General features: G+C 73.2%; 11 protein-coding genes. 6 read left to right on the top strand and 5 right to left on the bottom strand.

Annotated elements, in window-relative coordinates:
* The first annotated feature begins 72 nt into the window (after positions 1 to 72).
* Together DV701_RS10510 and DV701_RS10505 are read left to right on the top strand one after the other, a co-directional pair.
* Positions 73 to 2151, top strand: a complete 2079-nt coding sequence (locus tag DV701_RS10510) for an elongation factor G (protein ID WP_114928265.1) — start codon at positions 73 to 75, stop codon at positions 2149 to 2151.
* Between the two features lie 83 nt (positions 2152 to 2234).
* Positions 2235 to 2468 carry a hypothetical protein gene (locus tag DV701_RS10505; RefSeq protein WP_114928264.1) on the top strand — a complete coding sequence of 78 codons (234 nt, stop codon included), beginning with the start codon at positions 2235 to 2237 and terminating at the stop codon, positions 2466 to 2468.
* 80 nt (positions 2469 to 2548) lie between these two features.
* Here the strand turns inward: DV701_RS10505 and DV701_RS10500 are convergent, their stop codons facing one another.
* Positions 2549 to 4633: a M3 family metallopeptidase gene (locus DV701_RS10500; RefSeq protein WP_114928263.1), complete on the bottom strand. Its 2085-nt coding sequence runs from the start codon at positions 4631 to 4633 to the stop codon at positions 2549 to 2551.
* A gap of 34 nt (positions 4634 to 4667) precedes the next feature.
* Positions 4668 to 6128, bottom strand: coding sequence for a lipase maturation factor family protein (locus tag DV701_RS10495; RefSeq protein ID WP_114928262.1), 1461 nt, complete (start codon positions 6126 to 6128; stop codon positions 4668 to 4670).
* A gap of 54 nt (positions 6129 to 6182) precedes the next feature.
* Between DV701_RS10495 and DV701_RS10490 the strand changes: the two genes are divergently transcribed.
* A complete protein-coding gene (locus DV701_RS10490; protein ID WP_114928261.1) occupies positions 6183 to 7688 on the top strand; it encodes a S10 family peptidase in 1506 nt (501 codons plus the stop codon).
* A gap of 105 nt (positions 7689 to 7793) precedes the next feature.
* Here the strand turns inward: DV701_RS10490 and DV701_RS10485 are convergent, their stop codons facing one another.
* Entirely contained in the window at positions 7794 to 8909 is a 1116-nt protein-coding gene (locus DV701_RS10485; protein WP_228254971.1) for an EamA family transporter, read from the bottom strand.
* 114 nt (positions 8910 to 9023) lie between these two features.
* Here DV701_RS10485 and DV701_RS10480 point away from each other — a divergent pair, with 114 nt between their 5' ends.
* The gene (locus tag DV701_RS10480) at positions 9024 to 9578 is read left to right on the top strand and encodes a CGNR zinc finger domain-containing protein (protein WP_114928260.1); all 555 of its coding nucleotides are present in this window, start codon (positions 9024 to 9026) and stop codon (positions 9576 to 9578) included.
* 14 nt (positions 9579 to 9592) lie between these two features.
* Here DV701_RS10480 and putP read toward each other — a convergent pair whose 3' ends face one another.
* Positions 9593 to 11128, bottom strand: coding sequence for a sodium/proline symporter PutP (gene putP / locus DV701_RS10475; RefSeq protein WP_114928259.1), 1536 nt, complete (start codon positions 11126 to 11128; stop codon positions 9593 to 9595).
* 54 nt (positions 11129 to 11182) lie between these two features.
* Between putP and DV701_RS10470 the strand changes: the two genes are divergently transcribed.
* The gene (locus tag DV701_RS10470) at positions 11183 to 12292 is read left to right on the top strand and encodes a trans-sulfuration enzyme family protein (RefSeq protein ID WP_114928258.1); all 1110 of its coding nucleotides are present in this window, start codon (positions 11183 to 11185) and stop codon (positions 12290 to 12292) included.
* 13 nt (positions 12293 to 12305) lie between these two features.
* Here DV701_RS10470 and DV701_RS10465 read toward each other — a convergent pair whose 3' ends face one another.
* Positions 12306 to 13043, bottom strand: coding sequence for a hypothetical protein (locus DV701_RS10465; RefSeq protein WP_114928257.1), 738 nt, complete (start codon positions 13041 to 13043; stop codon positions 12306 to 12308).
* Between the two features lie 107 nt (positions 13044 to 13150).
* Here DV701_RS10465 and DV701_RS10460 point away from each other — a divergent pair, with 107 nt between their 5' ends.
* Positions 13151 to 13465: a YciI family protein gene (locus DV701_RS10460; RefSeq protein WP_114928256.1), complete on the top strand. Its 315-nt coding sequence runs from the start codon at positions 13151 to 13153 to the stop codon at positions 13463 to 13465.
* Positions 13466 to 13595: the final 130 nt, after the last annotated feature.

The raw sequence follows: 13595 nt of genomic DNA, 5'->3' as shown, positions 1-13595 counted from the left end.
TACGGCCGCGCAGGTTTCCCCTCCCAATCACGATTCCGGCACGGGCCGTGGTCCCCGGCGTAGGTTGGGGCCATGACCCGCAGTGCCGCAGCCTTCAGCGCGCCCACGAGCCCCAGCCAGATCCGCACCGTGGTCCTCGTCGGGCCCCAGGGGACCGGCAAGAGCGCGCTGCTGGAACAGCTGACCAGCGGGGCCGTCGGCCACGTCAAGGACGCCGAGGAGCCCTCGACCGCGCTCGGCGTGGCCAGCGCCGTGCACGAGGAGAGCGGCACGGTCGTCACGGTCGTCGACAGCCCCGGCCGGCCCGACTTCGTCGGTGACGTGCGGGCCGGGCTGCGGGCCGCCGACGCGGTCGTCTTCGTCGTGGCGGCGGGCAGCGGCGTGGACGACGCGACCCGGATGCTGTGGCGCGAGTGCGAGGCGGTCGGCGTGCCGCGCCTCGTCGCGGTGACCCAGCTGGAGCTGGCCCGCGCCGACTTCGACACCGTCGTCGCCGAGTGCCAGCGGATCTTCGGCACGGCGGTGCCGCTGTCGGTGCCGGTGGTGCAGGACCAGCAGCTCGCGGGGATCGTCGAGCTGCTCGCGTCCACGATCACCGACGCCGACGGCAGCACCCGACCGCTCACCGAGGAGGAGCGCGCCGGCGTGGAGGCCCGGCGCGCCGAGCTGGTCGAGGAGATCATCGAGACCTCCGAGGACGAGACGCTGCTCGACCGCTACCTGGCGGGCGAGGAGCTCGACGTCGAGGGGCTGACCGGCAACCTGCGCACCGCGACCGCCACCGCCCGCTTCTTCCCCATCGTCGTGGTCAACCCGCCCACCGGGGCCGGCGTGGCCCGGCTGCTCGAGCTCATCGTCGACGCCTTCCCCTCGCCGGACCAGGCGTGGCTGCCCACCGTGACCACCCCGGACGGCGCGGAGCTCATCGAGATCTCGGCCGACCCGGACGGCCCGCTGGTCGCCGAGGTCGTGCGCACCACCACCGACCCCTACGTGGGACGGCTGTCCCTGGTGCGGATCTTCTCGGGCACCCTGCGCACCGGTGACCGGCTCCACGTCAGCGGTCACCTCGAACGGGTCATGGGCCGCTCGGTCCAGGGGCACCCCGGGCACGACCGGGACGACGAGCGGGCGGGCCAGATCATGACACCGGTGCCCGGCGGCTCGCAGCCGCGCGAGGAGGCCATCGCCGGCGAGCTGGTCCTCGTCACCAAGCTGACCGGCGCCGAGACCGCCGACACCCTCTCCGACCCGCAGCGCCCGGCGCTCGTGGAGGCCTGGCTCCTGCCCGAGCCGTTGCTGCCGCTGGCCATCCGTGCCGCGGCGAGCAAGGACGAGGACAAGCTGGCGGCCGCCCTCCAGCGGCTGACCAGCGAGGACGTCACCCTGCGTCTGGAGCACAACGCCGAGACGCACCAGGTGGTGATCTGGACGATGGGACCGGCCCACGTCGACGACGTGCTGGACCAGCTCGCCGACCGCTACAACGTCGAGGTCGAGACCGAGCCGGTCAGGACCTCGCTGCGGGAGACCTTCGTGCGGCCCGTCCAGGTCCAGGGCCGCCTGGTCAAGCAGTCCGGCGGCCACGGCCAGTACGCCGTCGTCCAGCTCGAGATCGAGCCCCTCGAGCGGGGCGCCGGCTTTGAGTTCGTGGACAAGGTCGTTGGCGGCGCCGTCCCGCGCCAGTTCATCCCCTCGGTCGAGAAGGGCCTGCGCCACCAGCTCGAGGAGGGCGTGCTGGCCGGCTATCCGTGCGTGGACGTGCGGGTCACGCTCGTGGACGGCAAGGCGCACTCCGTGGACTCCTCGGACATGGCCTTCCAGAACGCCGCGGGTATGGCGTTGCGCGAGGCGGCCAACGAGTCCACCGTCTCCCTCCTCGAGCCGGTCGACATGGTCGAGGTGATCGTCGGCGACGACTATGTGGGTGCGCTGATGGCGGACCTGCGCGGCCGCAGGGCCCAGGTCTACGGGACCGAGCCCGCGGCGCTGGAGGGGCACACTCTCGTGCGCGCCGAGATCCCGCAGCACGAGCTCTCCCGCTTCCCGATCGACCTGCGCTCGGTCTCGCACGGGTCCGGGTCGTTCAGCCGGGAGTTCGTCCGCTACGACTACCTGCCCGCCTCGCGCGCCCGCGAGGTCACCGGCTGAGCGCGCCGAGGTTCCCGGTCCTGCCCAGGTATCTGCCTGCCTGAAGGGCTACTGTGAAAGAAGCCGAGGCAGAGGAGGCCACGATGTCCACCACCGTCCGCACAGGTCTTGCCTACGGGGTCGCCGCCGTCGCCGCCCTCGTCGTGGGACTGATCCTCGACTCGGGCCTGCTGTTCCTCCTGGCCGCGGTCATCGTCGTCCTCGGCTTCCTGCACGTCTACCGCGGCCGCGCCCTCGCGATCGAGCACGAGCGGGCCGAGGAGGAGTCCACGGTCCGCGACGGCAACGGCCCGCCCGAGGGCCACGGCGGCTGGTAGAGGAGGCGTCAGGCATCTGCGTCAGGCATCGCGAGGGTCTGGACCCTGGCGGTGCCTGACGTCCGCGCGGCCCACCACTGTCAGCCGGCCAGGCCGAGCCGCGCCAGCAACGGCCCCACCTGCGGGTCCCGCCCGCGGAAGCGGCGGTAGGTCTCGCTGGCGTCGACCGACCCGCCCCGGCCCAGGAGCTCGGCGCGGAAGCGGTCCCCGGCCGCACGCGTCATACCCCCGGGCTGGTCGTCGGTCGCCTGCTCGCGGAACCACGCGACGGTGTCGGCGTCCATGACCTCGGACCAGAGGTAGGAGTAGTAGCCGGCCGCGTAGCCGCCGCCGAAGATGTGGTGGAAGTAGGCAGACCGGTACCGCGGCGGGACGAGGGGGAAGGAGACCCCGGCCGCCTCGAGCGCGGCGGCCTCGAAGGCCTCCACCCCCGCGCCGTCCTGGGGCAGCTCCTCCAGCGGCGTCTGGTGCCAGGCCTGGTCCAGCAGCATCGCCTTGAGCAGCTCGAGGGTGTGGTAGCCGGTCTCCGGCCGGCTGTCGACCAGGGCCTCCACCCACTCCTGCGGGGCCGGCTCGCCGGTCTCGTGGTGCCGGACGAACTGCCCGATCAGCGCCGGCTCCCAGGCCCAGATCTCGTTGACCTGGCTGGGGAACTCGACGAAGTCGCGCGGCACCGAGGTGCCCGAGCGCGAGGGGTAGCGCACGTCGGAGAGCAGCCCGTGCAGGTCGTGCCCGAACTCGTGGAAGAGCGTGATGACGTTGGACCAGGTCATCAGGCTGGGCGAGCCCGGCGCCGGCGGCGGCACGTTGCAGGTGTTGGTGACGAGGGGCCGGTCGCCGAGCAGGTGGCTCTGGTGGACGATCGAGGTCATCCAGGCGCCGCCCTTCTTGGTCGGGCGCGTGTAGGGGTCGAGCACCACGGCGCCGAGCACCGAGCCGTCCGCCTCGCGCACCTCGAAGACGCGCGCCTGGTCGGTGTAGCCGACGAGCCCGGGGCGCTCCTGGAAGGTGATCCCGTAGAGCGCGGTCGCGGCCGCGAAGACGCCGTCGTGCAGCACCCGCTCGAACTCCAGGTAGGGCTTGAGCAGGTCGGTGTCGAACTGGCCGGACGTGGTGGTCCCGTCCGTCCTCGTGTCGAGGAACTGCCAGTCCCACGGCTCCAGGCTCGCGCCTGGGTCCAGGGTATGGAGCCGCTGGGCCAGCTGCTCGGCCTCGCGCTCGGCGATGGCCACCACGCCGGGCGCGAGCCGGGCCAGGATGTCGTTGACCGCCTCGGTGGACCCGGCGCAGGTCACCTCGTGGGCGTAGGCGGCGTGGTGCGGGTAGCCCAGCAGGCTGGCGCGCTCGGCCCGCAGCCGGGCGATGCGGACCAGGGTGTCGCGGGTGTCGTGCGCGGGGTCGGTCCCCTCGCCGCCCAGCCCGCGGGTGACCGAGGCGCGGTAGATGCGCTCGCGCAGCCCACGGTGCTCGAGGTTGTCGAGCACCGGCTGGCCGGAGGTGTTGACGATCGGCACCAGCCAGCCCTCCAGGCCGCGCGCCTGGGCGGCCTCGCGCAGCCCGGCACGCTCGTCCGGTGAGAGCCCGGCGAGCTCGGCCTCGTCGGTGACGTGGACGGCGGCCGCGTTGCGCCCGGCGGTCAGCGCGGTGTCGAAGGCGGTGGACAGGGTCGCCAGCTCGGCGTTGAGCTCCTTGAGCCGGGCCTGCTCGGCCGGCGGCAGCGCGATCCCGCCGCGCTCGTAGTCCGCCAGCAGCCGGGTGAGCAGGTAGGCGTCCTGCTCGTCCAGCGCGACCTGCCCGGCGTCGGCCCGCTCGCGCAGGGCGACGAGCCGCTCGTAGAGGCTGCGGTCGAGCAGGATCGCGTCCTGGTGTGCCGCCAGCCGCGGCGAGAACTCCGCCATCAGCGCGTCCCGCCCGGGGGTGGTGTCGGCCGAGCGCGCGACCCAGAAGGCCGACAGCGTCCGGTCCAGCGTGCTCCCGCTGCGCTCCCACGCGTGCAGGACGTTCTCGACCGTCGCCGGCTCCTCGTCCTTACCCAGCTCCCCCAGCTCGGCCAGGTGCTCCTCCATCCCGACCTCCAGCGCCTCGCGCACGTGCGCGTCGGTGATGGCGGCGTAGTCCGGGAGGGCGAACGGGAGGGTGGACGGGGAAAGGAGCGGGTTGGTCATCTTCTTATCCCAGCACACGCCCCACGCGCCGTCCTCACCACCAGTCCTTCTCCGCGGTCGCCAGCGTCACCGGCGCCACGAGATCCCCCACCCGCTCCCGGTGCCAGCACGCCCGCGTCGCCCGCAGCTCGGCCCAGGTCGTGAACCGGTAGCGCCACAGCACCGCCCGCACCGCCTGCGGCCGCTCCCCGCCGAACGGGTCGCGACCCAGCAGCCGCAGCGTCGGCGCGTCGGCCTCGAGCAGGCGGCGCAGCAGCCTCGGCAGCCACGGCCACGCGTAGCGCTGCGACAGGGCGACGAACCACATCAGCCAGTCCAGCCGCAGGTGGTAGGGCGCGAGCTGCCGGGGCCACCGGCCCGGGTCGCCGGGCTTGCCCGCGAAGCCGTACTCGCGCCACGCCCCCTGCTCGTCCCGGCCCTCGAGCACCACCTCGTGCCGCACCGTGGTGACCGACCCGAACGCGCCGTAGGTGTTGACCAGCCGCAGCGCGTCGAAGGAGGCGTTCATCGCCTGTCCGGGGGAGAGCAGGTTGAGCACCGGCCGCCGGCTGAGGACGAGGACGAGCGCGGTGAGCAGCACCATCGCCACCACCCAGGGGTATGGCGCCGCGCCGGCCCGCGAGGGCACCAGCCACTCCTCGACGGGCCGGGGCAGGAGGGCCGACCACCAGGCGTCGGGCAGCGCGGACGCGGCGAGGACGACCGCGAGCCAGTTGAGCCAGGCGAAGTTGCCGCTGGCGACCAGCCACAGCTGGGTGAGGAGCATCACGGCGGCGGCGACGCCGGCCCAGGGCTGGGGGAGGAACAGCCCGAACGGGACGACCAGCTGGGTGACGTGGTTGGCCGCCACCTCGACGCGGTGCAGCGGCCGGGGCAGGTGGTGGAAGAACCAGGACAGCGGTCCCGGCATCGGCTGCGTCTCGTGGTGGTAGAAGAGGCAGGTCAGGTCCCGCCAGCACGCGTCGCCGCGCATCTTGATCAGCCCGGCGCCGAACTCCAGCCGGAAGAGCACCCAGACGAGCAGCAGCATGCCGAGCCGCGGCGGCGGGGTCGAGGCGTCGCCCAGGAAGACCGCGAGGAAGCCGACCTCGCACAGCAGGGTCTCCCAGCCGAAGGCGTACCAGACCTGCCCGACGTTGACGACCGAGAGGTAGAGCGCCCAGAGCACCAGCCACACGGCCATGGACACCCCCAGCGGCAGCCGCGCCGTCACCCCGACGAGGCTGAGCCCGGCCAGCGCCGCCCCGGACCAGCAGACGGTCAGGAAGAACTGGTCCGACCAGTGCAGGTGGAAGAGGCTCGGCGCCCTGCGCAGGCCGTCCCGCCGCGTGCCGGACCGGCGCAGGAAGGTCGGCACCGGCGTCAGCCCGCGCGAGCCGATCAGCGCCGGCCCCTGGCGCGCCGCCACGACGAACGCCACGACGTAGAGGGCGGCCAGGCCGTGCAGGAAGACCGCCCGCCCCAGCCACGCGTGGTCGGCGACGAACCACTCCATACCCCGACCGTAGGCCGTGCGCGCGCCTCCGGCACGCCGCATACAGTCGTGCCCATGACCGACCCGACGAGCCAGCAGGCCCCGACCCCCGAGGCCACGGCGGACGACGCGGCGCACCCGGAGCCGCGCGACCTGATGGTGCAGACCCACCACACCCTCTCGACGCCGGACGGGGAGCTGTCCTACACGGCCCGCACCGGGCGGATCGTGCTGCGCGAGGAGGAGTTCAAGGACGACGTCTTCGAGGGGTGGACGCCGCGCGCCGAGCTGGCGGTCACGTCCTACACCCTCGACCTGCCGGAGGGGTCCGACCGCTCGGACCGGCCGGTGACCTTCGTCTTCAACGGCGGCCCGGGGTCGAGCTCGGTCTGGCTGCACCTGGGCGTCCTCGGGCCGCGGATCGTGGACGCCGGCGAGGTCGAGGAGCCCACGCCGCCGCCCTACCGGTTGCTGGACAACCCGCAGACGCCGCTGCGCGCCACCGACCTGGTCTTCATCGACCCGATGTCCACCGGGCAGTCGCGGGCGGTCAGGGGTGGCAAGGCCAAGGACTACCACGGCTGGAAGAAGGACGTGGAGCAGGTCAGCGAGCTGATCCGGCTGTGGTGCACCCGCGAGGACCGCTGGATGAGCCCGAAGTTCCTGTGCGGCGAGTCCTACGGGACCACGCGCGCGGTCTCGGTCGCCGAGCACCTCTTCTCCCGCTTCGGCATGCAGCTCAACGGGCTGGTCCTCATCTCCAGCGTCCTGGACTTCGGGGCCCAGGACTTCCGCTTCCTGCGGCACGACGCGGCCTGCCAGTCCTACCTGCCGACCTACGCGGCGATCGCGCACTACCACGGGCTGCACGAGGGCCGGGAGCTCGCGGACGTGCTCGCCGAGGCCGAGGAGCTCGCCGCCGGGACCTACCGGTGGGCGCTGGGCCGCGGCCACCGGCTCACCGACGCGGAGCGGGCCGACGTGCGCGCCCGGCTCGCGTCGCTGACCGGGCTGTCGGAGGACTACCTGGAGCGCTGCGACCTGCGGCCCGAGCACTGGCGCTTCTGCACCGAGCTGCTGCGCGCGGAGGGTCGCACGGTCGGCCGCATCGACGGGCGGATCACCGGCGTGCTGCACTCCGGCACCGCCGAGGGGATGGACGCCGACCCCTCCATCGACGCCATCCTGGGCCCCTACGCGGCGGCGATCCACCACTACCTGCGCGGCGAGCTGCGCTCCGAGCTCGACCTGCCCTACGCGGTGTTCTCCGACGCGATCGAGCACTGGTCCTACCAGGAGTTCGAGGGCCGGCCGATCGACGTCACCGACAAGCTCGAGCGGGTGATGCGCGCCAACCCGCACCTGCGGGTCCGCATCGAGTACGGCTACTACGACCTCGCCACCCCGTACGGCGCGGCCGAGGACATGGTCGCCCACCTGCGGCTGCCGGACCAGGCGATGGACCGGATCGAGCACGCCTGGTTCGAGACCGGCCACATGCCCTACGTCGGTGGGGCGAGCCGGGTCGAGGAGGCCGAGGGCATCACCGACTTCGTGCGGCGGGCGAGCGGGCGGGGCTGAGCCGGTCCTCCGTCGGGTCGGCGTCGGGAACGTCAGGCATCAGTGTCAGGCATCGCCAGGGTCGCAGCCCCGGCGATGCCTGACACTGATGCCTGACACACCTCGTCAGTCAGCCGAGCCCGGCTCCGCGTCCTCGCGGAGGCCCACCGGCAGCGGCTCCACCTCGAGGTCGAGCGGCACGGCGGACACGTCGTCGGCCTTCACCGCGACGACCCCGGCGACGATCAGCGCGCCGCCCAGGAGCTGGACGGCGGCCGGCATCTCGCCCAGGAGCAGCCAGGCCCAGAGCACCGCGAAGAGCACCTCGCTGAGACCGACGAACGAGGCCAGCTTGGCGCCCAGCGCGCGGCTGGCGACCAGCCCGGTCCCGTAGGCGACCGCCGCCGCCACCAGGCCCAGCCAGGCCACCGGCAGCCACCACGGCACGAGCATCCCGGCCACCGTGGCGTCGGCCGTGCTCATCGCGAAGGGGACCAGCCCGACCAGCCCGGCGACGCCCAGCACGGCACCTCCGACGGCCATGCCCAGCGCGGCGAAGGCGACCGGCGGCAGGCCGTTGGACGTGTCGGCGCCGAGGACGAAGAAGGCGGCCAGGCCGACGGCGGCGAGCAGCCCCCAGACCACGCCCGTCATGCTGACCTGGGCGTTGCCCAGCACGTCCAGGACGAGCAGGAGCCCCACCACGGCCAGGCCGGTCCCGATCAGCGTCAGCCGGCGCGGCCGGTAGCCGTGGACCAGCCACAGCCAGACCACGACGAGGATCGGCCCGAGGTACTCCAGCATCAGCGCCACGCCCACCGACAGCTCGGTCACCGCGAAGAAGTAGAAGAGCTGGCACCCGGCCACCGCGAGCACCCCGAAGAGCCCGAGCTGCACCCACGTGGCGCGTCGCGCCAGCAGGTGCCAGCGCCCGCGCAGCGACCAGGCGGCCGGCCCGGCGAGCGCGAGGGCTCCGATGAGGATCCGCACGGTGACCGCGGCGGCCGGCGTCCACCCGGCCTGCAGGATGCTCTTGCCGACGGCGCCGGAGCTGCCGAAGGTGAGGGCCGAGAGGATCGCGATGACCAGGCCCACGGCCAGCAGAGCGCGGGGCGTGCGACCTGCCCGGGCGCCATCGCCGCGGACGTGCTCGCCGCGGACGTGCTCGCCGCGGGCGCGCTCGGTGCGCAGCTCACCGCTCGTGCTGGGGACCGTGCCGCGCCGGTGCGGGGTGGTGGTCACTGCGGGCCTCCTCTCGGGACGCGAGGGGCCGCCGTGCCGACGGCCCGTCGTAGGATCATGGGTGTCGACCGTCGACACCCATGACGATAGGTGAGAGGAGCATCAGGAGTCAACATGTTCTTTGCCCATGACACCGAGGTCGCGCTCCAGGAGGCTGCCGACCTGGTCAACACGCTCGGGCGGGACGGTCAGGACCGGCTCGCGACGACCGCCGAGCTGGCCGCCTGGGTCCGGCGCTGGAGGTGGTCGGGCGTCCTGCGGCTGGACGAGTCCGAGCTGGACTCGGTCCGGGCGCTGCGGCCGCGCCTGCGCCGGCTGTGGGAGGGCGAGGAGCAGGACGTCGTCGAGGAGGTCAACCAGATGCTGCACGACGGCGGGGCCCAGCCGCGCCTCGTCCGGCACGACGACTGGGACTGGCACCTGCACGCCACGCCGGACGACGCCCCGCTCACCCGGCGGCTGACGGTCGAGGTCGCGATGGCCATGGTCGACCTCGTGCGCGCAGACGGGCTCGGCCGGCTCGGCGTGTGCGAGGCGCAGGACTGCGAGAAGGTGCTCGTCGACCTCACCCGCAACCGGTCCCGCCGCTTCTGCAGCACCACCTGCGGCAACCGGGTCGCCGCGGCGGCCTACCGCGGGCGGCGCGCGGCTGCCGCCGCGGACGACTGAGTGCGGGCCGGGGCTCAGGCGGTGGTCCGCGTGGTCTCGTCGGTGCCGAAGCTTCCGGTCGACAGCAGCTGCTCCATCGCGGTGAACTCGGCCTCCACCTGTGGCTGCGGCCTGGCGGTCATCGAGGAGACCACGACCGCGACGACCAGGTTGAGGACGAAGCCGGGCACGATCTCGTACATCTGGTCGCTGAGCACGGCGATGTTGCCCCACACGAAGACGACGACCGCGCCGGTGATCATCCCGGCCAGGGCGCCGGTCGCGGTGAGCTTGCGCCAGTAGAGGCTGAGCAGCACGATCGGGCCGAACGCGCCGCCGAACCCGGCCCACGCGAAGGCCACCAGCTCCAGGATCGAGGAGTTGGGGTTGAGCGCCAGCAGCAGCGCGACGACCGCGATGATCAGCACGCCCGTGCGGCCGAGCATGACGTCGCGCCGAGGGTCGGGCTCGCGGCCCACGATGTTGTAGAGGTCCTCCACCAGCGCCGAGGAGCACACGACGAGCTGGGAGGACATCGTCGACATGATCGCCGCGAGCACCGCAGCCAGCACCAGCCCGGCGATGAGCGGGTGGAAGAAGATCTGGCTGAGCACGAGGAAGACCGTCTCGGGGTCGCCCAGCGGCTTCTCCGGGTCGTCGGCGAAGTAGCCGATCCCGATCAGCGCGGTGCCGATCGCGCCCAGGCAGGTCAGCGCCATCCAGCTGATGCCGATCCGGCGCCCGGCCTTGGCGTCGGCCGCGCTCCGCAGCGCCATGAACCGGATGATGATGTGCGGCTGCCCGAAGTAGCCCAGCCCCCACGCGGCGGTGGAGAAGACGGCCAGGCCCCAGAGCAGGGGGTTGCCGTCGCCGATGCCCTTGAAGAGGTTGAGCGCCTCCGGGTTGACGTCGGTGATCCGGCTGCCGATCGTCCCGATGTCGCCGACCCGGAAGATCGCCACGATCGGGACCGCGAGCAGCGCCAGGAACATCAGCACGCCCTGGGCGACGTCGGTCAGGGTCGCGCCGAGGAAGCCGCCGAACATCGTGTAGACCAGCGTGATCGCCGAGACGAGCAGCAGCCCGCCCAGGTAGGTCCAGCCGAAGGAGGACTGGAAGAACTTGCCGGCGGCCACCATTCCGGAGGACACGTAGAAGGTGAAGAAGACCAGCACGATGAGGCTGGCGCAGATGCGCAGCAGGTGCGACCTGTCCTTGAGCCGCTTCTCGAAGTAGCTCGGGATGGTGATCGCATTCTCCGACACCTCGGTGTAGGCGCGCAGCCGCGGCGCCACGAACTTCCAGTTGAGCCAGGCGCCGATGGTCAGGCCGATCGCGATCCAGGCCTCGAAGAGGCCGGAGGCGTAGATCGCGCCGGGCAGGCCCATGAGCAGCCAGCCCGACATGTCCGAGGCGCCGGCCGACAGGGCGGCCACGCCCGGCGGGAGTCCCCTCCCGGCCAGCATGTAGTCGTCCAGGTCCGACGTTCTCCGGTAGGCGAAGTAGCCGATCCCGAGCATTCCCGTGAAGTAGATTCCGATGGCGATGAGCTGGTAGGTATGGTCCGACATGGCCGGTCCGTCCTGGTCGGGGATGGGACATTCGAATATGGCAGCGTGTGACGCATGCTGTCCACCCCCCACGCCTCGCTGCGCGCGGCCAGCCGGGTCGTCGCGCTCGGCCGTCCGCAGCGCGTCCCGGGCGCCCCCGTCAACGTCCCCGTCCACCTCACCTCGACCTACGTCAGCGGCGGGGAGGTCAGCTACGCGCGCGTCTCCAACCCGACCTGGGAGGCCCTGGAGGAGGTGCTCGCCTCGCTCGAGGGGACCGACGAGGGTATGGCGCTCGCGTTCGCCTCGGGACTCGGCGCGGTCGCGGCGGTGGTGGCCCTGGTGCCGGTCGGCGGGGTGGTCGTGGCGCCGCGGCACGCCTACAACGGCACCTCCGGGCTGCTCGCCGAGCGCGAGGCCGCCGGGGCGCTGATCGTCCGCCGGGTCGGGGCGGAGGACACCGGCGGGATCGTCGCCGCGTGCGAGGGTGCCGACCTGCTCCTGCTCGAGTCGCCGACCAACCCGATGATGGAGCTCACCGACGTGGCGGCCGTGGTCCGGGGGCTGGACGAGCGGTGGGGCACGGACCGGCCGGTCGTGGCGTGCGACAACACCTTCGCCACGCCGCTCCTGCGGCGACCGCTGGAGCAGGGAGCCGACGTCGTGGTGCACTCGGCGACGAAGTATCTCGCGGGCCACTCCGACGTCCTCCTCGGGGCGGTCGTCGTGGCCGGGGAGCGGACCGACCTGCTGGAGCGGCTCCATACCCACCGCACCCTGCACGGAGCGGTCCCGGGGCCGAGCGAGGCGTGGCTGGTGCTGCGCGGGGTGCGCACCCTGCACGTGCGGCTGGAACGGGCGAGCGCCACGGCGGCGCTGCTCGTCGACCGGCTGACGGGGCACCCGGCGGTGGAGAGGGTGCGTTTCCCGGGCTTCGGCGCGATGCTCTGCCTCGAGGTGGCAGGCGGGCAGGAGGCGGCCGAGCGGGTGTGCGCGGCGACCCGGCTGTGGACGCACTCCACCAGCCTGGGAGGGGTCGAGTCGCAGATCGAGCGGCGGCGCGTCCACGCGCTCGAGGCGCGGACCGTGCCGGTCAACCTGCTGCGCCTCTCGGTCGGCGTCGAGGACGCCGAGGACCTGTGGGAGGACCTGGCGCAGGCTCTCGCGCAGACCCTGGAGGGCTGATCCGCTACAGCTCCTACATCTCCGAGAGGGCGTAGCCGTAGAGGTCGGGCTGCCGCTCGGCGACCGGTAGCGGTGCGCCGCCGTCGGGGTCGGCGAACCTCAGCGTGCGCGCCGGGCCACCGTCGTCCAGCTCGGCAGGCACGCCGGCCGCGGTCAGCGCCCGGTGGAGGGTCGCGACGTCGCCCTCGAGCTCGAAGGCCAGGCCGGCGCCGACCTCGCCCAGCGGGTGCACGCCGTGCAGCCCGCCGCGGCGGGCGGTCAGGTCGGCCCACGACCCGTCCTCCTGGGTGACCCGGCGGCGCAGGCCCAGCCCGTCGAGGACGTCGACGGCGACGCGGGCGTCGGGCGTGCTCCAGACCGGCATGACCGAGACGCACGGCTCGCCCGCGACCAGCCGCCGGGGATTGGGGGTCGCGGGGTCCAGCGTCAGGACCGTCCCGTCGGTCGCCCGGACGAGCCCGGTCGGCCCGTGCTCGCCGTGTCCCAGCTCGATGGCCACCCCCTCGGCGGCGGCCGCGGCCACCGCCTCGGCCAGCGGCACGGTGGTCTCCAGCGCGAGCGTGGTCGTGCCCGCGGGCCGGGACTCCGAGGCGGCGTGCAGCGCCAGCCGCCCGGCGGCGAGCTGGTAGACCAGCCGGCCGGGCTGCTCGTCGAGGAGCACGGCGCCCATCGCCGTCAGCACCGTCTGCCAGCGGGGGACGTCGTGGGTGAAGCGGACCGGGCGGACGGTCAGGGCGTCGCGGGGGCTCATCGGGCCTGCTCCTCGGCTCGTGGGGACGAGGTCAACGGTAGCCCCGCCGTGCCCGGGTCGGTGAATGCGGCCGTCGCCACGGGGCAGGGCGGGCCTACGATCGGGCCATGAGCCTGTTCGTTGTGCACTACAGCTACTCCGACGACACCGGTGCCCGCGACGAGCACCGGCCCGCGCACCGTGAGTTCCTCGGTGCCCTGGCCACGGAGGGCGTCGTGGTGCTCTCCGGGCCCTACGCCGCCGTCCCGGAGGCCCCGGACGCCGCGCTGCTGCTGCTGCGCGGGGACAGCGCCACCCAGATCGTCGACCTGCTGCGCGACGACCCGTTCCAGCAGCAGGGCCTGGTCGAGCAGGTCGCCGTCCGCGAGTGGACCCCGGTCCTGGGCTCCTGGGCCGACGGCCCGCTGACCGACGAGCTCTGAGCCTCGATCCGCCGAGCGGGTTTTGTGAACGTCGTCCGGAATGTCGGAGAGCGGCCTGAGAGGTGGATCCGGGTTCGGGGCAGGGGGAATTCGCCGGTCTGCCCGGCTTTTCCACGTGGGTCGTTCCTCG

The organism is Ornithinimicrobium avium (assembly GCF_003351765.1).
GTDB lineage: Bacteria > Actinomycetota > Actinomycetes > Actinomycetales > Dermatophilaceae > Ornithinicoccus > Ornithinicoccus avius.
The sequence above is the reverse complement of the archived record's forward strand: the minus strand, read 5'-3'. Positions and strand labels throughout refer to the sequence as shown.